The organism is Castellaniella sp. UC4447_H14, from assembly GCF_052978285.1.
The window spans coordinates 735134-757416 of sequence record NZ_CM129666.1 but is presented as its reverse complement, the minus strand read 5'-3'; the positions used below and the strand labels follow the sequence as shown (position 1 = coordinate 757416).

19 protein-coding genes are annotated in these 22283 nt (G+C 63.9%); 11 read left to right on the top strand and 8 right to left on the bottom strand.

Annotation, left to right across the window (positions count from 1 at the left end):
• Nucleotides 1–15: 15 nt before the first annotated feature.
• From ACVCMJ_RS03715 to guaB, 4 genes are all read left to right on the top strand, one after another.
• Nucleotides 16–858: a PHP domain-containing protein gene (locus ACVCMJ_RS03715; protein WP_447080109.1), complete on the top strand. Its 843-nt coding sequence runs from the start codon at nt 16–18 to the stop codon at nt 856–858.
• A 1-nt stretch (nt 859) separates the two neighbouring features.
• Nucleotides 860–1414 (top strand): transcription elongation factor GreB, encoded by a 555-nt coding sequence (gene greB / locus ACVCMJ_RS03710; protein ID WP_447080108.1) that lies wholly within the window; start codon nt 860–862, stop codon nt 1412–1414.
• A gap of 95 nt (nt 1415–1509) precedes the next feature.
• On the top strand, nt 1510–5559 hold the full coding sequence (purL, locus tag ACVCMJ_RS03705; protein WP_447080107.1) for a phosphoribosylformylglycinamidine synthase: 4050 nt from the start codon (nt 1510–1512) through the stop codon (nt 5557–5559).
• A gap of 88 nt (nt 5560–5647) precedes the next feature.
• Entirely contained in the window at nt 5648–7108 is a 1461-nt protein-coding gene (gene guaB / locus ACVCMJ_RS03700; RefSeq protein ID WP_447080106.1) for an IMP dehydrogenase, read from the top strand.
• Nucleotides 7109–7221: 113 nt separating this feature from the next.
• Here guaB and ACVCMJ_RS03695 read toward each other — a convergent pair whose 3' ends face one another.
• On the bottom strand, nt 7222–7938 hold the full coding sequence (locus ACVCMJ_RS03695; protein WP_447080105.1) for an alpha/beta fold hydrolase: 717 nt from the start codon (nt 7936–7938) through the stop codon (nt 7222–7224).
• Complete coding sequence (locus ACVCMJ_RS03690) at nt 7935–9146, bottom strand: YbfB/YjiJ family MFS transporter (protein ID WP_447080104.1); 1212 nt, start codon at nt 9144–9146, stop codon at nt 7935–7937. Before ACVCMJ_RS03690 ends, ACVCMJ_RS03695 begins: the two co-directional genes overlap by 4 nt.
• 123 nt (nt 9147–9269) lie before the next feature.
• Between ACVCMJ_RS03690 and guaA the strand changes: the two genes are divergently transcribed.
• Nucleotides 9270–10856 (top strand): glutamine-hydrolyzing GMP synthase, encoded by a 1587-nt coding sequence (gene guaA / locus ACVCMJ_RS03685; RefSeq protein ID WP_447080103.1) that lies wholly within the window; start codon nt 9270–9272, stop codon nt 10854–10856.
• Nucleotides 10857–10914: 58 nt separating this feature from the next.
• Here the strand turns inward: guaA and ACVCMJ_RS03680 are convergent, their stop codons facing one another.
• On the bottom strand, nt 10915–12000 hold the full coding sequence (locus tag ACVCMJ_RS03680) for a diguanylate cyclase domain-containing protein (RefSeq protein ID WP_447080102.1): 1086 nt from the start codon (nt 11998–12000) through the stop codon (nt 10915–10917).
• Nucleotides 12001–12317: 317 nt separating this feature from the next.
• On the opposite strand from ACVCMJ_RS03680, the gene ACVCMJ_RS03675 reads away from it, so the two are divergent.
• Nucleotides 12318–13148: a PhzF family phenazine biosynthesis protein gene (locus ACVCMJ_RS03675; protein ID WP_447080101.1), complete on the top strand. Its 831-nt coding sequence runs from the start codon at nt 12318–12320 to the stop codon at nt 13146–13148.
• Nucleotides 13149–13202: 54 nt separating this feature from the next.
• On the opposite strand, the gene ACVCMJ_RS03670 is transcribed toward ACVCMJ_RS03675, so the two are convergent.
• The 5 genes from ACVCMJ_RS03670 to ACVCMJ_RS03650 form a co-directional block, all read right to left on the bottom strand.
• Complete coding sequence (locus ACVCMJ_RS03670) at nt 13203–13685, bottom strand: VOC family protein (RefSeq protein ID WP_447080100.1); 483 nt, start codon at nt 13683–13685, stop codon at nt 13203–13205.
• Entirely contained in the window at nt 13682–14122 is a 441-nt protein-coding gene (locus ACVCMJ_RS03665; RefSeq protein WP_447080099.1) for a VOC family protein, read from the bottom strand. The genes ACVCMJ_RS03670 and ACVCMJ_RS03665 overlap by 4 nt, the downstream gene beginning before the upstream one ends.
• A gap of 93 nt (nt 14123–14215) precedes the next feature.
• Nucleotides 14216–14482 carry a DUF1488 family protein gene (locus ACVCMJ_RS03660; RefSeq protein WP_447080098.1) on the bottom strand — a complete coding sequence of 89 codons (267 nt, stop codon included), beginning with the start codon at nt 14480–14482 and terminating at the stop codon, nt 14216–14218.
• A 165-nt stretch (nt 14483–14647) separates the two neighbouring features.
• Nucleotides 14648–15328, bottom strand: a complete 681-nt coding sequence (locus ACVCMJ_RS03655) for a 7-cyano-7-deazaguanine/7-aminomethyl-7-deazaguanine transporter (protein ID WP_447080097.1) — start codon at nt 15326–15328, stop codon at nt 14648–14650.
• Nucleotides 15329–15451: 123 nt separating this feature from the next.
• A complete protein-coding gene (locus ACVCMJ_RS03650; RefSeq protein WP_447080096.1) occupies nt 15452–15697 on the bottom strand; it encodes a hypothetical protein in 246 nt (81 codons plus the stop codon).
• Nucleotides 15698–15910: 213 nt separating this feature from the next.
• Between ACVCMJ_RS03650 and ACVCMJ_RS03645 the strand changes: the two genes are divergently transcribed.
• The 5 genes from ACVCMJ_RS03645 (at nt 15911) to ACVCMJ_RS03625 (ending at nt 22276) form a co-directional block, all read left to right on the top strand.
• Nucleotides 15911–18361, top strand: coding sequence for a bifunctional diguanylate cyclase/phosphodiesterase (locus ACVCMJ_RS03645; RefSeq protein WP_447080095.1), 2451 nt, complete (start codon nt 15911–15913; stop codon nt 18359–18361).
• A gap of 12 nt (nt 18362–18373) precedes the next feature.
• Nucleotides 18374–19495 carry a 5-methyltetrahydropteroyltriglutamate--homocysteine S-methyltransferase gene (locus tag ACVCMJ_RS03640; protein ID WP_447080094.1) on the top strand — a complete coding sequence of 374 codons (1122 nt, stop codon included), beginning with the start codon at nt 18374–18376 and terminating at the stop codon, nt 19493–19495.
• A gap of 62 nt (nt 19496–19557) precedes the next feature.
• Entirely contained in the window at nt 19558–20628 is a 1071-nt protein-coding gene (locus tag ACVCMJ_RS03635; RefSeq protein WP_447080093.1) for an ABC transporter substrate-binding protein, read from the top strand.
• Nucleotides 20628–21392, top strand: coding sequence for an ABC transporter ATP-binding protein (locus tag ACVCMJ_RS03630; protein WP_447080092.1), 765 nt, complete (start codon nt 20628–20630; stop codon nt 21390–21392). The genes ACVCMJ_RS03635 and ACVCMJ_RS03630 overlap by 1 nt, the downstream gene beginning before the upstream one ends.
• A complete protein-coding gene (locus ACVCMJ_RS03625) occupies nt 21389–22276 on the top strand; it encodes an ABC transporter permease (RefSeq protein WP_447080091.1) in 888 nt (295 codons plus the stop codon). Before ACVCMJ_RS03630 ends, ACVCMJ_RS03625 begins: the two co-directional genes overlap by 4 nt.
• The last annotated feature ends 7 nt before the right edge of the window (nt 22277–22283 follow it).

Genomic DNA, 22283 nt, shown 5'->3' with positions numbered 1-22283 from the left:
TCAAGACGGATGACCATGGCGTTGAATGTAGACCTGCACAGCCACTCCACCCAATCCGACGGTGCGATCCGCCCGGCAGAGGTCGCCCGTCGGGCGCATGATCGGGGGGTCCAGGGGTGGGCCCTCAGCGATCACGACACGGTGGCCGGACTGGCGGAAGCGGCGGCCGCGGCCAGCGAGCTCGGGATGAAGTTCGTGCCAGGCGTCGAGATCTCGGTCAACTTCCTGGGGGCTAGCGTCCACATCCTGGGTCTTCACATCGACCCGGACAACACCCGGCTTCAGGCGGGGCTCGCCGGCATCCGGAGCGCGCGCCTGGGACGTGCCCGGGAAATCGGCGATCGGCTTCAGGCCTGCGGTGTCGGGGGCGCCTTCGAGGGTGCCCTGCGTCAGGCCGCCAATCCGAGCCTGGTCGGACGCGTGCATTTTGCGCGCTTTCTGGTGGACGGCGGCATTTGCGGGACGATGCAGCAGGCATTTGAGCGCTACCTGGGAGACGGGAAGCGCGCCTGTGTCGTCATGCCGGGCACCTCTCTCGAAGACGCCGTGGCGTGGATCCGGGGCGCCGGCGGCAAGGCGGTCATTGCGCATCCGGGGCGTTATCCCTACAAGCCCGCCCAGCGCAAATCGTTGTTCGGGCTCTTCAAGGATCTGGGCGGGCAGGGGATGGAAGTGGTCACTGGCAGCCATACGCCCGAACAGTATCGCCAATACGCCCGCGTGGCCCGCGAGTACGGCTTCGAGGCCTCGCGCGGGTCCGATTTTCATGCGCCGGGTGCCGGGCGTGTCGATCTGGGCGGCCTTCCCGATTTGCCGCCTGACCTGGTTCCCGTCTGGCATGATTGGGTAGGAGCTTGAGATGAACAAGGCTTTCGTCAAGGAAAACGATTCGGACGAGGACGAGGATCTGGAGCCGGCCAAAGCGCTTCCCGCAGGCACCAAGAACTACATGACGGTGCAGGGCTATCGGGCGCTGAACGATGAACTCATGCGCCTCATGAATGTCGAGCGCCCCGAAGTCGTATCTGTCGTCTCCTGGGCCGCCTCGAACGGCGATCGATCGGAAAACGGGGACTACATCTACGGCAAGAAGCGCCTGCGCGAGATCGATCGTAGAATGCGATTCCTGACCCGCCGCCTGGCGAGCGCCGAGGTGGTGGATCCCGCGCAGCAACCCAATCGCGACCAGGTGTTTTTCGGCGCCACCGTCCATTATTGTGACAGCCGCGGGCAGGAATTTACCGTGACCATCGTCGGGGTTGACGAGGCGGAGCCTCTTGCGGGGCGCATCAGCTGGATTTCACCCGTGGCGCGGGCCCTGCTCAAGGCTCATGAAGGCGACACCATCAGCCTGCACACTCCCGCCGGCGTCGAGGAACTCGACATCCTGGAAGTGCGCTATCCCGAGCCGTAACCCGCACTGATCCCACAGTTACTGGGCCGGTTCGGCCCCTGTTCCCGGCTAAAATGAACGCCTTTCAATCTGTCCGCGTTTAGGCCTGTACCGTCGTGACCACTGTCCTTCTCATTCCCGGCTCGTCCACCCTGTCCGACTTCCGGCGGGATCGCTTGTTGCACACACTGGAGGCGCGGCAGCTTCCCGTGGCGGACGTGCAGGCGTGCGCCTGCTATTTTGTGGCTGTGCGGGGCGAGCTCACGGCCGCGGAACACGACAGGCTGGTGGCACTGCTGGATGATGGTCGATCCGAGCCATGGGCCTCCCCGGAGCGCCATGCCGCGTCCTTCCTGGTCATTCCGCGTCCGGGCACCATTTCGCCATGGGCCAGCAAGGCGACCGACATTGCGCGGCATTGCGGCCTGTCGCAGATCATTCGAATCGAACGTGCCATACGCTACGTGATCATGCCGCAGCGCCATCTGCTGGCGGCGCGGACGCTGGATGCCCGGCAGGTACACGCGGTGGCCGCGCTCGTCCACGATCGGATGACACAGTCCGTGGTGGCGTCCGACTTCGACGGCCAGGCTCTGTTCGCGTCCGTGCCCGGGCAGCCAGTGCGTGGCGTGCCTGTCCTGGCCGAGGGCCGCGCCGCACTCGGCGCCTGCAACGAACGGCTGGGCCTGGCGCTGTCGGCCGACGAGATCGACTACCTGCTGCGAGCCTACCAAGACCTGGGCCGCGACCCGACGGACGTCGAGCTCATGATGTTCGCGCAAGCCAACAGCGAACACTGCCGCCACAAGATCTTCAACGCGCGCTGGACGATCGATGGCAAAGCGCAGGCGTCCACGCTGTTCGACATGATTCGTGCCACGCATGCCGCCCAGCCGGAAGGCACGATCATCGCGTATTCGGACAATGCCGCCGTGATGGAGGGGGGGGCGGCTGCCCTGTTTCATGCGGCGGCCACGGGGGAACGCGCTTACGGGCGTGATGACCGGTTGCTGCACACGCTGATGAAGGTCGAGACCCACAATCACCCGACGGCGATTGCGCCGTTCCCGGGGGCCGCGACCGGCTCCGGAGGAGAAATCCGCGACGAAGGCGCGACGGGCCGCGGGTCCAAGCCCAAGGCCGGGTTGACGGGCTTCACTGTCTCGAACCTGCGGGTGGATGATGCGCCAGAACCCTGGGAGGGCGCTCCCAGCGCGCCCGATCGCATCGCCACGCCGCTGGAAATCATGATCGAGGGGCCGATCGGGGCCGCCGCGTTCAACAACGAGTTCGGGCGGCCCAACCTTCTGGGGTATTTCCGCAGCTTCGAGCTGGCGGCGGGGGGCGTGCACTGGGGCTATCACAAGCCCATCATGCTGGCCGGCGGTCTGGGCCAGATCGATGCCGGACTGGTGCACAAGGACCCTTTGCCGCCCGGTGCGCTGCTGGTGCAACTGGGAGGACCGGGCATGCGCATCGGCATGGGCGGGGGCGCGGCCTCCAGCCTGGGGGCGGGGATCAATCAGGCGGAGCTCGATTTCGACTCCGTGCAGCGGGGCAATCCGGAGATGCAGCGCCGTGCCCAGGAAGTCATCGACCGGTGCTGGCAGCAGGGGCCGTCCAATCCCATCCTGGCGATCCATGACGTGGGCGCGGGCGGGTTGTCGAACGCTTTTCCGGAACTGGTCAATGATGCCGGCCGGGGTGCCGACTTCGAGCTCCAGCGGGTCCCGCTGGAGGCGTCGGGCCTGTCTCCCGCGGAAATCTGGAGCAACGAGTCCCAGGAGCGATACGTCCTGGCGCTCCTGCCGGAAGACCTGCAGCGATTCGCCGATATCGCCGACCGGGAACGCTGCCCGTACGCGGTGGTGGGCGTGGCTACCGAAGATCGCCGTCTGCGCGTGACCATGGGCGAGGGTCTGCCGGGGCTGGATGAGCCGTCCGCCGAACCGCCTTCGACAGCACTGCGGCCCGTCGATGTGCCACTGGATGTCATTCTGGGCAAACCGCCGCGCATGCAGCGCGACGTCCGGCGCAGCTCCACAGAGGGACAGCCACTGGAGCTGATCGATATCGAATTGGCCCAGGCCGTCGATCGGGTGCTGCGCCATCCCACGGTGGCCAACAAGTCGTTTCTCATTACTCTGGGTGACCGCACGGTGGGCGGCCTGACGGCCCGTGACCAGATGGTCGGTCCCTGGCAGGTTCCGGTGTCGGATTGCGCCGTGACCTTGCGCGACTACGAGGCAGTCGCGGGCGAAGCCATGGCGATGGGCGAGCGATCGCCGCTTGCCGTTCTGAACCCGGCTGCCTCGGGCCGGATGGCAGTGACCGAGGCCCTGACCAATCTGGTCGCGGCGGATGTCGCCCGGCTGGAGGACATCAAATTGTCCGCCAACTGGATGGCGGCGTGCGGCGTTCCTGGACAGGATGCGGCTCTGTTCGATACGGTGTCGGCGGTGAGCGACTGGTGCGAATCGCTGGGGTTGTCCATTCCGGTGGGCAAGGACTCCCTGTCCATGCGTACGGCATGGCGGGACGATCAGGGCGAGCATCAAGTGGTGTCTCCGATATCGCTGGTGGTGACGGCCTTTGCGCCCGTCGCCGATGTTCGCCGCACGTTGACGCCGCAGCTTCGGACCGATGCGGGAGACAGCATCCTGTTGCTGATCGATCTGGGCGAGGGTCGGCAACGGCTCGGCGGCTCCGTGCTGGGTCAGGTGTACGGCAGCATCGGCACCGAGACGCCCGACATGCGCGACGCCACGCTGTTGCGCACCGCTTTCCTGGCGGTGCGGAACCTGGCGCGCGAGGGGCTGGTGCTGGCCTGCCACGATCGGTCCGATGGCGGACTGCTGGCGACTGCCGCCGAAATGGCGTTTGCCAGCCGCATGGGCGTGTCCTTGAATCTGGACATGCTGACCTTCGATCCCCATACTGCCGATGCCGGCGATTACAAGATCCACATCGATCAGGTCGCGATCCAGCACCGTGAGCGGTGCCTGACGGCGCTGTTCAACGAAGAAGCCGGCTGGCTGTTGCAGATCCCGCGTGCCCGACGCGACGATGTGCTGCACGCCTTGCGCCAGGCGGGACTGTCCGCGTGCTCGAATGTGGTGGGCATGCTCAACAGCCAGAAGGAGCTGCAGATCTTTGCGGACGGCTCCATCATTTATCGCCGGGCATTGTCCGAATTGGGACAGGTCTGGAGCGAAACCACCCGCCGCATCCGGATTCGGCGGGACCGTCCCGACTGTGCCCAGGCGGAATTCGACACCTGGCTGGATACCGAGGCCCCCGGGCTGTCGGCGCGCGTGGCGTTCGATCCACAGGACGACGTGGCGGCTCCCTTCATTGCCACCGGTGTGCGCCCCCGGATCGCCGTGCTGCGTGAGCAGGGTTGCAACAGCCAGGTGGAAATGGCCTGGGCGTTCGACGTGGCCGGTTTCCAGGCCGTCGATGTCCATATGACGGATCTGCTGACGGGCCGGGCCCGCCTGTCCGACGTACAGGGATTGGTGGCGGTCGGCGGTTTCAGTTATGGCGATGTCCTGGGGGCGGGTGAAGGGTGGGCGCGTACCATCCGGTTCAATTCAGGCCTCGCGGACCAGTTTGCGGCGTTCTTTGCCCGACCCGACGTCTTTGCGTTGGGCGTATGCAACGGTTGCCAGATGATGGCCGCCCTGGCGGACATGATTCCCGGCGCCCAGGACTGGCCGCGCTTCACCCGCAATCGCTCGGAACAGTACGAGTCGCGTCTGTCGCTGGTCGAGGTTCTGGATTCGCCGTCGATCCTGTTGGCCGGCATGGCGGGCACGAGAGCACCCATCGCGGTTGCGCATGGGGAAGGTTTTGCGGACTTCACCCGCCAGGGCGACGCCGCGAAAGTGGTATCCGCGATGGCATTCACCGATCATGACGGCGCCCGCACCGAGGCCTATCCGGCTAACCCGAACGGCAGCCCGGATGGCCTGACGGCCGTCACGACGGCCGACGGCCGCTTCACGGCCATGATGCCGCATCCGGAGCGGGTCACGCGCAATGTCGCAATGTCGTGGCGCCCCGAACGTTGGGGCGCCGCCGATCGCGGGGGCGATGAGGTCGCGCACGGCGGTTTCACGCCGTGGATGCGGCTGTTCCGGAACGCCAGGGCCTGGCTGGGGTAGCGGGCCCGCTCCAAAAGACGGTACGGGCGCCCTGCGCGGCATTGGGGGTTGCCCGTATAATCTACTTTTGCCTGGAGCACAATCGTTTATGCGGCTCATCAAAAAAGCACTGACCTTCGACGATGTTCTGCTGGTCCCTGCCTACTCCCGGATTCTGCCCCGTGACGCTCAGCTGGCCACCCAGTTCACGCGCGGCATTCAGCTCAATATCCCGCTGGTTTCCGCCGCCATGGACACGGTCACCGAATCCGGCCTGGCCATTGCCATGGCCCAGGAAGGCGGGATCGGCATCATCCACAAAAATCTTTCCGCAGATGAGCAGGCGCGTGAAGTCTCCCGCGTCAAGCGCCACGAATTCGGCATCGTCATCGACCCCATCACGGTCACTCCCACGATGAAGGTGCGCGACGCGATTGCGTTGCAGCGCCAGCACGGGATTTCCGGTTTGCCGGTGGTCGAGGCGGGCAAGCTGGTCGGTATCGTCACCAACCGCGACCTGCGTTTCGAGGATCGCCTGGACGAGTCGCTGCGCGAGGTCATGACTCCCCAGGAGCGCCTGGTCACCCTGCACGAGGGTGCAACGCTGGAAGAGGCGCAGACGCTCATGCATCAGCACCGCCTGGAGCGCGTACTGATCGTCAACGACAAATTCCAGCTCCGTGGGCTGGCGACCGTGAAGGACATCGTCAAGAACACCGAACACCCGATGGCCTCCAAAGACGCCCAGGGCCAATTGCGCGTGGGCGCGGCTGTGGGGGTGGGCGAGGGTACCGACGAGCGCGTCGAGAAGCTCGCGGCGGCGGGCGTTGACGTGATCGTGGTGGATACCGCGCATGGCCATTCCGCCGGGGTGATCGAGCGCGTCCATTGGGTCAAGAAGCATTACCCGCACATTCAGGTCATCGGTGGCAACATCGCGACCGCGGCGGCGGCGCTGGCGCTCGTGGAAGCGGGTGCCGACGGCGTGAAGGTCGGCATCGGCCCGGGCTCGATCTGCACGACCCGCATCGTGTCCGGGGTGGGCGTGCCCCAGATGACCGCCATATCGGATGTGGCGGACGCTTTGCGCGGCACCGGTGTGCCGTTCATCGCAGACGGCGGGATCCGCTATTCGGGGGACGTGTCCAAGGCGCTCGCCGCCGGGGCGTCCGCCTGCATGATGGGCAGCATGTTCGCGGGCACCGAGGAGGCCCCCGGCGAGGTCGTGCTCTTCCAGGGCCGGTCGTATAAATCCTATCGCGGCATGGGCAGCCTGGGCGCGATGGCGGCTGGTTCGGCCGACCGCTATTTCCAGGACCCGAACAACAACGTGGACAAGCTCGTGCCGGAGGGCATCGAGGCGCGTGTTCCCTACAAGGGCAGCGTGATTGCCATCATCTTCCAGTTGATCGGCGGCATTCGCGCGTCCATGGGATACTGCGGCTGCGCCACCATTGCGGAACTTCACGAGAAAGCGGAATTCGTGGAGATTACCGCAGCCGGGGTTCGTGAATCGCACGTGCATGACGTGCAGATCACCAAGGAAGCGCCGAACTATCGCGCGGACTGATTCGCCTCGTGATCGTTGACGAGGCCCCGGTATCGGGGCCTCGTCGTTTAGTGAAGGCGCGGTGCGTGAACTCTATACCCGGCGCTCTGCGTCGGGTGCCAGGTATCGGGCTGTCAGCCCAGCGCCATCAGCGATTCGGCAACCAGGTCGGGAGCAGCCACCATGGCATCGTGGCCGCAATCCAGGTCCTTCCAGTCCCATTGTGTCCCGAACGTCGTCCACGCCCAGTCCCTGGCGTCCTGGACGGAGGGAAATATCGGCCGCACGCATCGCCAATAGCTGGCCGGCAGGCCATTGCCCAGCGGGTGCGCCAGCCGCATCGCCTCGCGGTACGTCCCCACGGGATGCGGCGTCAGCCTGCCTTGCACGAACGCGATGTCATCGGGTGCCTCCAGTCCCAGATTGGCAGGCCTGGGCGGTGCGATGCCGCCGGCCTTCGTCGTCTTTTCCTCCAGCTTGGCCACGACTGCGGCGGGCAGGGTATCGAAGGCTGATACCCCAGGGGGCAGGAGAAAGGCGTCCAGATAAACCAGTCGCCGGATCCGTTCGGGCATCCGGTCGGCAGCACCCGATATGGCCAGCCCCCCGAAGCTGTGACCGACCAGCACGACATCGCGCAAGTCCTCCCAGGTCAGCACGTTGCAGATGTCCTGCATGAAGGTTTCCAGGCCGATAGCGGGCGAGAGCAGGTGGCTGCGCTCGCCCAGGCCGGTCAGCGTGGGGGTATGGACGCGATGGCCGGCTGCACGCAGGCGTTCCGCTACCCGCGACCAGCACCAGCCGCCATGCCACGCGCCGTGGACGAGGACGTAAGTAGTTGGATTTTTCATTGCAGTCTCCGAATGGGTATTGCGCCGATCAGCAATCCCAGTGCGCCCAGAACGAGTGCGAACTCAAGCGGTGCCCCAAACCAGGTATGCGTCAGGCTGAAGAACAGCGGTCCAATCAATTGCCCCAGTGCAAACGAGGCCGTCATGGCCGCCATCTGCTGTTTCGCGCCCGCCGCGCCGGCCCGGTGCTGGGCCTCTTGCAGGCCCACCATCGTGATGACCATGAACGTGCTGCCCACGCAACAGGCCGCGACCAGAATGGCCGCCAAGCTATGCCAGACAGCGGGCAGGAAGACGCCCAGCGCCATGATCACCTGTGCGCTGGCCCACATCCCGGGCCGGCTGAAGCGCCGCGCCAGGCGGCTTGCGACCAGTGTGGAGACGGCCCCCGCGATTCCGAACAGTGGCCAGGCCAAGCTGAAGAGCAGGGGATCGGGGACCAGCAACCGCGCCTGCGCGGGGAGGAAAGTGGCGGGCAGGATATAGCCGAATCCATAGACCCCGTAGCACCAGATGAGCCCCCAGTGCAGCGGCGGGCTGACTTCCTGGCCCAGAGTGCCTGCGATCGTTGTCGTCTCCGTGCCGGGGTCGCCTGTGCCGGGCGCGCCCGGAGCACCGGTGGCTGGATTCGAGGGGATTTCGGCCGACCCCGGATTCCGCCAAAGCATGGAGGCGCCCATCAGCCCGAGGAGCGCGGCCAATGCCAGCCACAACCAGGCGTGGGGCGAAGAGGTGCCCGCGAGCGCCATTCCCATGCAGGCCAGCCCCGCAAAGGCAATCCCGCAGCCTACGCCCGCAAAGACAATGCCGCTGCGCTCGGACCGGCCCATTGCGTTCAGCCGTGCAATGCATAGCGCCGCAGTTCCGATGAGCACGAATGCGCTGGCGATGCCGGCCACCAACCGCCATACCAGCCACGCTAGCCACAGGTTCCCCAGTCCCATGGCCGCTGTCGTGATCACGACCAGCCACAGTCCCCGGCGCAGCAGCGTGGCCGGCGACCAGCTCAGATGCGTCACAACGAGCGCACCGACCAGATAGCCCAGGTAATTGGCGCTGGCGAGCCAGCCCCCCTGGGCCAGGCTCATGCCCTGATCGGCCTGCATCATGGGAAGAATCGGTGTAAAGGCAAAACGGCCAATGCCCATGGCAACCGCCAATGCGAGCAGGCCGGCCACCGGCAGCGGGACTAACGCGGTTCGTGACATGCAGATCCTGGTTTCTTGAGAGCTGTCATTTAACCACTTGGCGACTGCCCGGCCAATGCGGCTTCGCCACCCCATGGGTTACCATTACGCCTTGTCAGGCCAATCCCGATTTTTCGACCCATCATGCACGAACGCATCCTCATCCTGGACTACGGCTCCCAGGTCACGCAGCTCATTGCCCGGCGCGTGCGCGACGCCGGCGTGTATTGCGAGATCCATCCGGGGGACGTGAGCGACGACTTCATCCGCGCGCAGCAAGGGGTGAAAGGCATCATCCTGTCGGGCAGCCACGCGTCCGCCTACGCCGACGAATCGCCGAAGGTGCCGGGCATGGTTTTCCAGATCGGCGTGCCCGTCCTGGGCATCTGCTACGGCATGCAGTCCATGGCGCTGCAACTGGGCGGGCGGGTAGAGTTCTCCGACCACCGGGAGTTCGGCTACGCCGAGGTCCGCGCGCACGGCCATACCCGTTTGCTGGACGGTATCCAGGATTTCCAGACGCCGGACGGGCACGGGATGCTCAAGGCCTGGATGAGCCATGGTGATCGTGTCACGGCCTTGCCACCCGGCTTCAAACGCATGGCATCGACGCCGACGTGCGAGTTTGCCGGGATGGCGGACGAGACCCGGGGCTTCTACGCCTTGCAGTTCCACCCCGAGGTGACGCATACCGTCCAGGGGCAGGCCATCCTGCGGCGCTTCGTGACCGAAATCTGCGGGTGCGCGCAGGACTGGAACATGCCCGACTACGTGACCGAAGCCGTGGCGCGCATTCGCGAGCAGGTCGGTTCCGACGAGGTGATCCTTGGGCTGTCGGGCGGCGTGGATTCGTCCGTCGCGGCTGCCCTGATCCACAAAGCCATCGGTGATCAGCTGACCTGTGTGTTCGTGGACCATGGCCTGCTGCGCCTGAACGAGGCCGAACAGGTCATGCAGACCATGGCCGACAACCTGGGCATCCGCGTGATTCACGTCGATGCCAGCGCCCAGTTCATGGGCAAGCTCGCAGGCGTGGCGGATCCCGAGGCCAAGCGCAAGATCATCGGCCGTGAGTTCATCGAAGTTTTTCACGCGGAATCGGCCAAGCTGAAGTCTGCCAAGTGGCTCGCACAGGGCACGATCTACCCGGACGTGATTGAATCAGCCGCTTCGAAGACTGGCAAGGCAGTTGCCATCAAATCCCATCACAACGTGGGCGGCCTGCCTGATACTCTGAATTTGAAGTTGCTGGAACCCTTGCGCGAGCTGTTCAAGGACGAAGTCCGCAAGCTCGGCCTGGCGCTGGGCTTGCCGCCCGCCATGGTGTTTCGCCACCCGTTCCCGGGACCGGGGCTGGGCGTGCGTATCCTGGGCGAGGTCAAACAGGAATATGCCGATCTGTTGCGGCGTGCCGATGACATTTTCATCCAGGAGCTGCGCGGAACCGTGGATCCCGAGTCAGGAAAGTCCTGGTACGACCTGACCGCGCAGGCGTTTGCGGTGTTCTTGCCGGTGAAATCCGTGGGCGTCATGGGCGACGGCCGGACTTATGACTATGTCGTCGCGCTGCGTGCCGTGCAAACCACGGATTTCATGACGGCGGACTGGGCTGAATTGCCGTATTCGCTGCTGAAGAGGGTATCGTCGCGCATCATCAACGAGGTGCAAGGGATCAACCGAGTCACGTACGACGTGTCGAGCAAGCCACCTGCGACGATTGAGTGGGAGTGAAAAGACGTCCTTCGGGGACTATCGCCCACCCTGTCGGGAATTGTCCTCTGCATCTTTTTCAAGCTGCTGCGGCTGAGGGAGCCCCCACCATCACGACGCGATTGCCGCCCTGCTCCTTAGCCGTATACAGAGCGTGATCGACCCGCTGTAACGCGGTATCGAAGTCGTCTGCGCGGTCGAGCATCGTGGCGCCGAACGAGGCGGTGACCTGAGGCACCGGCGCCACCGATAGCTGCGCGACCGCCAGTTGCAGGCGCTCAGCCACCGCGTGAAGGCCAGCCGCGTCAATGCCGGGCACGAGCACCAGGAATTCTTCGCCACCCCACCGTGAGATGCATTCGTCCGGGCGCAGCAACGACTTGCAGCGTTCGGCGACCGCCTGCAGCACCAGGTCGCCGACCGGGTGGCCATGGGTGTCGTTGACAGCCTTGAAGTGATCCAGGTCCAGCATGATCAAGCCGGCCGGGCGCGCGCCGTTGAGCAGGTCCCTGAGCACACGCTCGCCCAGACGGCGGTTGTGGATACCGGTAACCGGGTCACGGTGCAGCATGATCTCCATGCGTACGCGCTCGGATGCCATCCGTTCGATCGTATCGGTCAGCCCGCGCTGCATCGGCAACAGCACCACCACCAGGATGCTCACCGGCCCATATGCCATCAGCAGGTCCATGCCGCGCGGCGTCCACATCTCATCGGTATGAACCGCCAGGTAAGTCAGTACCGGCAGTGCGATCAGCAGCCAGCACAGCAGCGCCACCATGAAAGCCCGGCGACCAGGGACGAAGATCATCACCATCGTCAGCAGTATCACGAACAGCGACCCTACCGGTGGCAATATGTCGATCAGGCGTAGGGCAGGCGTAGATGCCGCCTGCAAGGTATAGAGCCATGCCGGGGCGATCAACATCAACGCCCCGAACGCCAGCGACACGCGCACGATGGCCTGCAACCACCAAGGGCGTAGCATCAGGGCGATGATCAGGCCGGCAAAGATCACGGCGCCGGAGGGCGGCACGATCAGATCCATCAACTGATGGACCGGGCCAAGCCAGTGGATCAACGTGGCGCTGATAGACGCGAACAACGTCAGCCACAGCATGATCAGGACGGCAACGCGTACGTAACTGTCTTCGGACTCGTGCATGGGCAAGGTCAGGCGGCTGCGAAGCGGGGAGGCCAGTGTAGCATTCGGCCCAGCGGGGCTAGCCACGGCATAGGCCGCTCAAGGCTCAGGATTCCTGCAGCCGCAAGCGGCACCGCCTGGAATATCAATACCATCACAAAGCTCGCTGAACTCGCAGCCAAGATTTGGGGTGGGACCCTGCCTGCAATTACCTTACAAATGCAAGTCAGAGCCACATTCTAGACAACAAACAGTTGGGACATGCTGCACCCTGCCGAGTAAAATTTTGGGGCAGGGAGTCGTCAAGAAATGACGCTCCGCAAGGAGAAATAGCCTCTATGGATATCTGGAAAATCGCGGCGTTTACGGAAAATGGTGTGGGCGGAAATCCGGCGGGCGTCGTGCTTTGTGAAGCCTTGCCGGACAACAAGGCCATGCAGGAGATTGCCGCCGAGGTCGGCTACTCGGAAACCGCATTTGCCGCGCTTGATGGCGATCATTGGAAAACCCGGTATTTCTCGCCAGAATCCGAAGTACCTTTCTGCGGGCATGCCACCATCGCGCTCGGGTCGGTGTTGGCGCAGCAAAAAGGAGAAGGCCGGTATCGCCTCTCGCTGTCCAACGGCGACATCGAACTCGACGCGCGGCTAGTGGAGGGAGCGGGATACGTCGCCCTGCGCTCGCTGCCGACCAGCAATGCGCCCGTCTCAAGCTCCCTGGTCGATGAAGCGCTCGCGCTGTTTGGGTATCCCCACGACGCGCTTGATGAACGCCTTCCGCCGATACGGATGAACGCCGGCAACGATCACTTGTTCATTGCGCTGAAGAGCCGCGAGCTGCTACGCGCGATGTACTACGACCTTGATGAAGGCCGGTCGTTCATGCTCCGCCACGGTTTCGTGACCGTCGCCTTCGTATGGCGCGAATCGGACAAGCTGTTCCACGCGCGCAACGCTTTCGCCTCTGGCGGCGTGATCGAAGACCCCGCAACAGGCGCCGCAGCCGCTGCTCTGGCGGGAATGCTCAGGGATCAAGGATTTCTGACGAGCGGGCAATTGACCATCTTGCAGGGCTTCGACATGGGCCGCCCCTCACGCATCCTCGTGCGCTACGCCGAACCTGCGGGCAGCCCCGTGTGGGTGACCGGCTCATCCACTGAAATCGTCTAGAACGACAAGCATGGGTCGCCGAAGCCGGGTGGTGACCAGTGCAAGAAGCACCCCTCACCCCCGCCGTGCCGCCTCGATCGCAGCTACATCGATCTTTTGCATCTGCATCATTGCTTCGAATACCCGTTTTGCGGCAGCCCGGTCGGGATCGGAAAATGCATCGGTCAGGACAGTCGGTGTGATTTGCCAGGACAGGCCCCACTTGTCCTTGCACCAGCCGCACTCGCTTTCCTGGCCGCCGTTGCCGACAATCGCGTTCCAGTAGCGATCGGTCTCGGCCTGATTGATGGTCGCGACCTGGAACGAGAAGGCTTCGCTGTGCTTGAAGGCAGGTCCTCCGTTGAGCCCCAGGCATGGAATCCCCATGACAGTGAATTCGACGGTCAGCACATCGCCTTCCTTGCCGGATGGATAGTCCGCCGGGGCATGATGGACGGCGTCCACCGATGAGTCGGGAAAGATGCCGGCGTAAAAGCGTGCCGCCTCTTCCGCGTCGCCGTCATACCAAAGGCAGACAGTGTTCTTGGCGGGCCTCATTGCGCGGCTTCCATCACATTGACCATCCAGGGCGTGCCGAAACGATCCTTGACCATCCCGAAGCCCGCGGACCAGAACGTGGCCGCGAACGGCATGATCGTCTGTCCGCCTTCCGCAAGGGCATCAAACATCCGTCGGCCCTCGGCCACGTTGGCGGGCTGGACGGATACCCACAGGCCTTGTGCCGGCTGGTACCCGCCGCAGCTGGGGTCCGCGCCGGGCATGGCGTCCGAACCCATCAGCGACTGCTCGCCCGCCTTCAGATGCACGTGCATGATGCGCTGTCGGGCGGATTCGGGGATTGAAGGCGTGCCCTCGGAAGCCGGCATCTCGCCGTAGGTGCCTTGATAGTCGATGGTGCCGTTGAACAGCTTGGCGTAGAAGGCGAAAGCCTCGGCGCAGTTGCCGTCGAAATTGAGATAGGGGGTGAATTGCATCAGAGTCTCCCGTGTGTGCCGCTTTGTGGACGATGTACGGCTTGAAGGAAAAACAACGATCGGGCCCGTGGCCCTGGGCCCTTGTTCCGGCTTTCAATCCTGCGCGAAATCGCCGGTGCCCAGTTCGGTGACGCCATCCGTCGGCATATTCAGCGATTGCTCCACCGCGCGCACAATCCGGTCACGGCCGTGTTCGAATGCGTTGAGCAAGGCGGCGCCGGTGGCATCCGCAGCGCCAAAGGATTCCTGCAGCGCGTCGGCGGAAATCACGTAGGCTCGTTTTTCGTCCCCGTTATTCCAGTAGAAGCGAACATATCCGTCCGCATATTTGGCGTCGGTCATCTTTGCGAATGTGCTCATCCCTGCCTCATGGAAGTGGGTCACCAGACACTTCCATGGTAGGCCCAGGCTTGCATCGCAGAAGATAAGGAGTGAAAGCGCCGGTTACCGCACCTCTGCCGAGGGGCGTCGCGCTGCCACCGTCGGCTCGTACGCGCGGACTGTCCGACCTTCGAACCCGCTTGGTTACGCGCCGGCGCCGGCGGTGGGAAATGCCTGGCCGCGCCGCGTCATGATGCGGATGATGGCGTTCAGTGCCACGCCGTACATCGGCACGAACAGCAGCAGGCTGACGGTCAGTTTGATGGCGTAGTCCACCGCGGCGATTTCCACCCAGTGCTCCGCCATGAAGGGATTGCTGCTGTGCCAGAAGGCAATGCTGAAAAAGGTGACAGTGTCCAGCGCCTGTCCCAGGACAGCCGACGCGGCCGGTGCCGGCCACCACTGACGGCAACTGCGCCGCATGCGGTCAAATACCAGGATATCCAGCAACTGGCCCAGGGCATAGGCGGCAAAGCTGGCGAACGCGATCCGGAATACGAGGGTATTGAATTCGGCGAGAGCCGCTAGGTGATTGAATCGGCCTTCGTGGAACAGGACGGACACGATGTAGGAGACCACCAGCGCGGGCACCATGGCGCGCATGATCACACGGCGCGCGTTGGTTTTACCGATGAGACGAACGGTCAGGTCAGTGGCCAGGAAGATGAAGGGAAAACTGAAGGCCCCCCAAGTGCTGTGGAAGCCCAGCAGGTCGATCGGCAACTGCACCAAGTAATTGCTGGCGATGATGACCAGAATGTGAAAAGCGACCAGCAGCTTCAGGTAGAACGACGCCCGTGATGACGGGAGGGTGGCGGAGATCATGTGAGCCTTTTTGGTAAATGGGGTTAGGGAACCCATTGACGAAATATGCCGGCGGATTATACGCCGGCCTTTTGCATTGTATGCGGACTGCCCGACCGCCCGTTCGCCTTTCCGAAGCCGGAGTCAGGCTTCGCTGGATGCGGGACCCCAGCGACGCGGGTCGGCCTTTTGCAGGTCGCGCAGGCGGCCGAGCTGACTGACCGGGAGCGTGATGCCTGTACGGGCGATGCGGCCTACCGGCTCGAAATCCCAGTCGGGATTCAGGCCCTCGTGGCGCAGCCACCCGTACATGTCTTCCGCCTGCGGGCGGAATCCGGCGAAGAAGTTGTAAACGACTTTGCGGGGTTCGCCGCGCTTGTGGGTCGTCATGGTGGGTCCTCGGAATGCTGGATTCGATGCGCGGATCATAGTGCCGGCCGATCGGAAATTAGGGTAAACCCATACTCGCCGTAAGCCTTAACGACGGAGTTACAATTCCCCGCTTGAGCTTTCACCCTGTGCTAATTTCCAGCATGTTCCTTCCCCTGACCTCCGGCTCCCTTGATTCACGCTAGCCACCAGCCTCGAGCACGCCGCGCGATCATGGCCACGGGTCTGTTGGCGGTCATGCTGCTCGCGTTCGTCGCTGCTCCAGCGACCACCGTCACGGGCGACATTCCGCTATTTCTGCCGCTGCATTCGGCACTGGAAATCTTCTCGGTCGTCATGGCCGCGTTGATTTTTGCGGTCGTCTGGGCGTCTCGCCACGAGCATCCCGGAGACAATCTCATCATCCTGGCGACCGCGTTCCTGGGGGTGGCGCTGCTGGACTTTTCCCATGCCATGTCGGTTCGAGGCATGCCCGTGATGGTGACGCCCAGCTCACCCGAAAAGGGCATCCTGTTCTGGCTGGCCGGACGCATGCTGAGCGCCGCGGCCATGCTGGCGGCGGTTTGGCTGCGCTGGGGCGCTCGCCATTTGCGCTGGCCAGCGGGCCTGCAACTGACCGGAGTACTCGCCGTCGTGGCAGGCGTGTATGTCATGGTCTTGGGGCACCCGGAGGTCCTGCCTCGGATGTACGTGCCCGGCGAGGGCGTGACGCGATTCAGGGTCCTGACGGGGTGCGGGCTGATTGCCGCCTATCTGCTGGTGGCCGTCAGACTCGTCTGGTATTGGCGCCGGCCGCGCGAATTCGGTGCGAGCAGTCTGTTTGCATCAGCCTGCATCATGGCCCAGAGCGAGGTCTTCTTCATGCTCGACATGGGCGTCTCCGACTTCTACAACCTGTTGGGACATGCCTACAAGATGATCGCCTACCTGTATTTATACAGGGCGGTATTCATGGACTCGGTCCAGCGCCCTTACCGCCTGCTGGACAGGTCCCAGCGCCGGCTCAGCGCGACGCTGGACGCCGTGCCGGATTTGCTGTTCGAAATGGACGCCAAGGGCCGCTATCTGGAGGTTCATAGCGGACTTCTGGGCGGCATGACGACGCCGCTTCTGCAGTTGCTGGGGCGCACCGTGCATGACGTGCTGCCGGCCAAGGACGCCGCCGTGGTGCTGTCCGCGCTAGAGGAGGCGCAAGCGCGAGGCTGGTCCAGGGGCAAAGTCATCGCCTTCGACCTCGCGGACAAGGGGCGGCGCTGGTTCGAGCTGTCCGTTGCGCCGAAACCCGTGGAGAAGGGGGCCGAACCACAGTTCGTCCTGGTTTCGCGCGATGTCACGGATCGTTTCGAAAGCGAGCAGGCGTTGTATGCGCTTTCAAATTTCGATCAGCTCACCGGGCTGCCCAACCGCATGTCGCTGCTCAATACTCTGGGGCGCATGACGGCGACGAATGACAGGGTGGCGATTTTCTGGGTGGACCTGGACCGCTTCAAGGACATCAATGACGTCATGGGGCACTTGGCGGGGGACCAGTTGCTGCTCGAGACCGCCCGCCGCTTGCGTTCCCAGCTTCGCAGCCAGGACGTGCTGTCGCGCCATTCCGGCGACAGTTTCGTGGCGGTCGCGCATGGCTTCGGCCGCGCCCAGGCCGCGGCGCTGGCGGGGAACCTGCTGGCCGCGGTCTCGGAACCCGTCTCGCTCTCCGGCCATGAATTGTCGATCACGGCCTCCATTGGAGTGGCCATGTGTCCCGAAGATGCTCAGGCCCCGACTGCGCTGCTGAAGAATGCCGAGGCGGCCATGTATCGTGTCAAGGACGAGGGCCGCAATCACTACGAGTTTTATGTGTCGGAGGTGCAGACGCGTGTCACGCACGCGGCGGAGCTGGGCGCGGCGCTCAAGCTGGCGTTCCAGCGCCATGAGTTTCGGTTGGTGTACCAGCCGCAGGTGTCACTGGACGATGGCCGGGTCATCGGTGCCGAGGCGCTGCTGCGCTGGGACTCGCCGCAGTTCGGGGAAGTATCCCCGGCCGAGTTCATTCCACTGGCCGAAGCCAACGGCCTCATTGTGCCGATTGGCGAATGGGTGATTCAACACGCGCTGGTGCAACTGCGGGACTGGCTGGCGGCAGGCATGCCGAAGATGGTTCTGGCGATCAACCTTTCGGCCACGCAATTCATGCAGGCGGGATTCATCGAGCAGGCCGGCCGGATTCTGGATGCAACGGGAGCGCCACCGGACTGCGTGGAGTTCGAGATTACCGAAGCTGTCGCCATGCGGGCGCCCGAGGCCGCGGTCGCGACCATGCAAAAGCTGAGCGAGCGCGGGATCCGTTTCGCGATCGACGACTTTGGCACGGGCTATTCGTCGCTCAGCTATCTGAAACGCTTCCGGATCAACAAGCTGAAGATCGACCAGTCTTTCGTGCGTGATATCTTCACGGACGCCGACGATCAGGCGATCGTGATGGCCGTCATCCAGGTCGCACAGAGCCTGGGCATCACCACGATAGCCGAAGGCGTGGAAACCGTGGAACAGATCCGGTTCCTGAAGGCGCAGGGCTGCCACGAGGCGCAAGGCTATTATTTCAGCCGACCGCTGACGGCCGATCGGTTCGAGCATTACATGCGGGACCAGCGGTATGATTTCCCCCAACCCCAATCTTAAAGGAGACCACCCATGTCCACTCGTTCGATACCGCCGTTTCGCGCCGACCATGTGGGAAGCCTGTTGCGGCCCAGATTCCTGCTGGACGCCCGCGACCGGCACGCCCGGGGCGAGATCGATGCAGCGGCGCTGCGTCGGGTCGAGGACCGCGCGATTGCCGAAGCCGTGCGCTTCCAGGAGGACATCGGTCTGAAGTCCATCACGGACGGAGAGTTCCGCCGAACCTATTTCCACCTGGACTTCCTGCGGCACCTGGGTGGCGTGGCGACCGACGACCCGAAGCTCGTCGTCGGCGAGGATGGCAAGGAGCACTTGTTGCCTCCCGGTATCCGGGTGGTGGACAAGGTCCGGCATGTGCGTGATATCCAGCGCGCCGATTTCGAATATCTTGCCAGCCAGGTCTCGGCTGGCCATACGCCCAAGGTCTCGATCCCGTCGCCCACCATGCTGCACTTCCGCGGCGGGCGTGCCGGCATCAATGCGCAGGCCTATCCGGAGCTCGAACCGGAATTCTACGAGGATGTGGCCAAGGCCTACGGGCAGGAGCTCCACAGCCTGTACGAGGCCGGCTGCCGCTACGTCCAGATGGACGACACCAATCTCGCGTATCTGTGCGACGAGCACATGCGGGAAGCGGCCCGTTCGCGGGGCGACGACCCGAATGAACTGCCGCATCGCTATGCCAAATTCATCAATCGCGTCGTGGCCTACAAGCCCAAGGACATGGTGTTGTCCATGCACCTGTGCCGGGGCAACTTCAAGAGCACCTATGCGGCGGAAGGCAACTACGAGCCGGTGGCTGAAGCGCTGTTGTCCGAAATGCATCTGGACGCGTATTTCATGGAATACGACGATGACCGCAGCGGAGACTTCCGCCCCCTGCGCTTCCTGCCGGCGAACAAGATCGTGGTGCTCGGCCTGGTGACGACGAAGTTCAGCCCGCTGGAATCCAAGGACGATCTGAAGCGCCGTATCGATGAAGCGTCCAAATATGCGCCGTTGGAGCAACTCGCGCTGTCTCCCCAGTGCGGCTTTTCCAGCACGGTCCATGGCAACAAGATTTCGGTGGACGATGAGCGGGCGAAACTGCGCCTTGTCGTCGAAGTCGCGCGCGACGTCTGGGGTGACGCCTGAAACCTGGCAAACGTAGCCTCTGACCGGAAACCAACGCGGCCTTCGTGCCGGGAGCAGCAGCCATGCAGATCGGATTTGCCAGGCGGCACGCGGGACTCGTGCCGGGGCTTTTGTTTGGACTCGCGGTACTGTGTTCCGGTCTGGTGCCGCGGACCGTCCAGGCGCAGGATGCGGCGAAATCTTCCCCTATGACGCTGCAGGTGGGGCAGATCAGCGATTCCATCGCCTTCTTTCCGATCTTCGTGGCCAAAAAGCAGGGCTTCTTTGCCCGGCAAGGTCTTCAGGTCGGAGACATCCCGTTGCTGGGGACGGGCGCCAAGCTGGCGGCCGCGCTGCAATCGGGCAGCATCGACGTCGCTGGTGGAAACGGTACGGATCCGCTGAATCTGTACCGCGTCAACAAGAGCACCCGGATGATTGCACAGTTGGTGAACACCTACTATGTGGACGTCATCACGGGGCCGTCCTTTGCGGGGCCTTCGGAGACCGCGCCGCTGGCCGATCGGATCAAGGCGCTGCGAGGCAAGAAGATCGGCGTTACCGGCCCTGGCAGCGGTACCCAGGCACTGGTCGATTTTCTCCGCGGCACGCAGGGGATGCGATCCGCCACCGACGTCACGCTCGTGTCGCTGGGGTCCAACATGACCGGTGCACTGGGGGCGCTCAAGACAGGCCGCGTGGATGCGCTGTCCTTCCCGCAGCCGGTGGGTCAACAGGCCGAGGCTACACACTCCGGCAGCATCTATATTTCTCCCGCCCGGGGCGATATCCCGCAGCTCAAGCAGGTCGTCCACGGCGTGGTGTTCACCGCCCAGCCGGTGCTGGACCACAAGGGTCCGGCCGTTATCGCTTTCGTGCGCGGGATCGCGGATGCGGAGCAATTCATCCACAGCGCGGATGCATCATCCGTCCGTGCGTTGTTCAAGGCCTACCGGCCCACGATGGGCGACGCGACCGTGGACAGGCTCCTCACCATCCTGCGGGCCGAGATTCCAGCCGATCCTGGCATCAGCCAGGCAGAATTCGAGGGCGAGGTGCAATTCAATCTCAAGTCGGGGTTGATCAAGGAAGCGCCCCATTACGCCACCATGGTGCCGTCCCAGTGGCTGAATACGGCGCTGGGCCGGCATTGATGGCGACGGTCTATAGCGTAAGGGATGTCCATAAACACTTTCGCAAGGGCGATCAGGAACTCGTCGCTTTGCGGGGCGCCAATCTGAGGGTCGAGGAGGGCAATTTCCTCGTGCTGTTGGGGCGCAGCGGCTGTGGGAAGTCGACGCTGCTCAACCTGCTGGCCGGCCTCGCGGCGGTGACATCGGGAGAAATCCGCTATCGGGGCGATCCCGTGACGGGCCCCCAGACTCGTGTGGGTTACCTCACACAGCAGGACACCGTGATGCCGTGGCGCACGGTCTTGAACAACGTGGAAATGCCCCTGGAAGTTCGCGGCGTGGACAAGCCTGCACGCACGGCTGAAGCCATGCGCTTGATCGAACAGGTAGGACTCGGCGGCTTCGAGCACCATTATCCGCGTGAGTTGTCCGGAGGCATGCGCCGGCGTGTGAGCATCGCCCGCATGCTGTGCAGCGGGCCCGAGACGCTGCTGCTGGATGAACCATTTGGCGCGCTGGACGCGCAGCTTCGTGGCGACCTCCAGCGCCAGCTCCTGGACCTCTGGGCCGGCAGCGGCCGTACGGTGGTGTTCGTGACCCACGACATCGAAGAGGCGCTCATTCTGGCCGATCGGGTGGTGGTGCTGGGGCCGCTGGGCGCCATCATGCTGGACCTGGCCGTTGATCTGCCAAGGCCTCGCGATGGCGACGAGATCCGCATTCAACCCGGCTATCTGCACCTTTACCGTGCATTGGCCGACGCCATCCGGCAGGCCAGTCGATGACCGCCGACAAATCGCTTTCATCAAGCCCGCCTTCTCCGGGCCCCGAAGGCCCAGGCCGTGGGCTGGCCGCGCATGGGCCCCTGCTCCTCCCGCTCGAACAGACGTGGTGGGAACGCCATCGGCGCATGGTGGGGATCCACGGGGCCAGACTCGCAGTCCTCGCCGCCTTGCTCGGAATCTGGGCGGCGCTTTCGGGGAACGTGCTCGATCCGCAGTTCTTCGGATCGCCTGAAGGCGTCGCCAAGTCCTTGATCGATTGGTCGGTGGACGGCACCTTGTGGCGCAATTCCTGGATCACGATCCAGGAGGTGGTGCTGGGCTTCGTGCTGGGAGCCACCTCGGGAGCGATCCTGGCTTATCTGATTGCGGCCATCAAGCCTCTTTGGGAGGTGCTGATTCCCTACATGCTGGCGCTGTATTCAGTCCCGAAGGTCGCCGTTGCGCCCTTGTTCATCATCTGGTTCGGCATCGGTCTGAGCATGAAAGTGCTGCTGGCGGCGATCTCGGTGTTTTTCCTGGTGTTCCTGAGCACCGCCGCGGGCGTGCAGAACGTCGATGAAGGCTTGAAGAATGCCGTGCGCATGATGGGGGGTTCGCGCCGCGATGTGGCGCTGAAAGTCACGCTGCCGGCCTCCATGGCCGGCCTGCTCACGGGTCTGCGGATGTCGATCCCCTATGCGCTGATCGGCGCGGTCATTGGCGAACTGGTGGCGTCGAACAGAGGGCTTGGATTCTTGATCAGCGACTCGTCCGCGCAGTTCAATACCAGCGGCGTGTTCGCGGCCCTGGTCGTGCTGGCGGTGATCGCCGGCGTGCTGAACATGCTGGTCAATGTATTCGACCGCTGGGCCAATCGCTGGAAACCGCTGGATTCGGGCGACTAGCGGCGAA

What these genes read in the sequence shown, in the direction of transcription:
- ACVCMJ_RS03630 (WP_447080092.1), top strand. Translation starts at nt 20,628, where the DNA reads ATGGCGACGGTCTATAGCGTAAGGGATGTCCATAAACACTTTCGCAAG.
- ACVCMJ_RS03650 (WP_447080096.1), bottom strand. Translation starts at nt 15,697, where the DNA reads ATGACGACCCACAAGCGCGGCGAACCCCGCAAAGTCGTTTACAACTTC.
- greB (WP_447080108.1), top strand. Translation starts at nt 860, where the DNA reads ATGAACAAGGCTTTCGTCAAGGAAAACGATTCGGACGAGGACGAGGAT.
- ACVCMJ_RS03690 (WP_447080104.1), bottom strand. Translation starts at nt 9,146, where the DNA reads ATGTCACGAACCGCGTTAGTCCCGCTGCCGGTGGCCGGCCTGCTCGCA.
- ACVCMJ_RS03675 (WP_447080101.1), top strand. Translation starts at nt 12,318, where the DNA reads ATGGATATCTGGAAAATCGCGGCGTTTACGGAAAATGGTGTGGGCGGA.
- ACVCMJ_RS03625 (WP_447080091.1), top strand. Translation starts at nt 21,389, where the DNA reads ATGACCGCCGACAAATCGCTTTCATCAAGCCCGCCTTCTCCGGGCCCC.
- ACVCMJ_RS03640 (WP_447080094.1), top strand. Translation starts at nt 18,374, where the DNA reads ATGTCCACTCGTTCGATACCGCCGTTTCGCGCCGACCATGTGGGAAGC.
- guaA (WP_447080103.1), top strand. Translation starts at nt 9,270, where the DNA reads ATGCACGAACGCATCCTCATCCTGGACTACGGCTCCCAGGTCACGCAG.
- ACVCMJ_RS03695 (WP_447080105.1), bottom strand. Translation starts at nt 7,938, where the DNA reads ATGAAAAATCCAACTACTTACGTCCTCGTCCACGGCGCGTGGCATGGC.
- ACVCMJ_RS03680 (WP_447080102.1), bottom strand. Translation starts at nt 12,000, where the DNA reads ATGCACGAGTCCGAAGACAGTTACGTACGCGTTGCCGTCCTGATCATG.
- ACVCMJ_RS03665 (WP_447080099.1), bottom strand. Translation starts at nt 14,122, where the DNA reads ATGCAATTCACCCCCTATCTCAATTTCGACGGCAACTGCGCCGAGGCT.
- ACVCMJ_RS03645 (WP_447080095.1), top strand. Translation starts at nt 15,911, where the DNA reads ATGGCCACGGGTCTGTTGGCGGTCATGCTGCTCGCGTTCGTCGCTGCT.
- ACVCMJ_RS03635 (WP_447080093.1), top strand. Translation starts at nt 19,558, where the DNA reads ATGCAGATCGGATTTGCCAGGCGGCACGCGGGACTCGTGCCGGGGCTT.
- ACVCMJ_RS03670 (WP_447080100.1), bottom strand. Translation starts at nt 13,685, where the DNA reads ATGAGGCCCGCCAAGAACACTGTCTGCCTTTGGTATGACGGCGACGCG.
- guaB (WP_447080106.1), top strand. Translation starts at nt 5,648, where the DNA reads ATGCGGCTCATCAAAAAAGCACTGACCTTCGACGATGTTCTGCTGGTC.
- ACVCMJ_RS03655 (WP_447080097.1), bottom strand. Translation starts at nt 15,328, where the DNA reads ATGATCTCCGCCACCCTCCCGTCATCACGGGCGTCGTTCTACCTGAAG.
- ACVCMJ_RS03660 (WP_447080098.1), bottom strand. Translation starts at nt 14,482, where the DNA reads ATGAGCACATTCGCAAAGATGACCGACGCCAAATATGCGGACGGATAT.
- ACVCMJ_RS03715 (WP_447080109.1), top strand. Translation starts at nt 16, where the DNA reads ATGGCGTTGAATGTAGACCTGCACAGCCACTCCACCCAATCCGACGGT.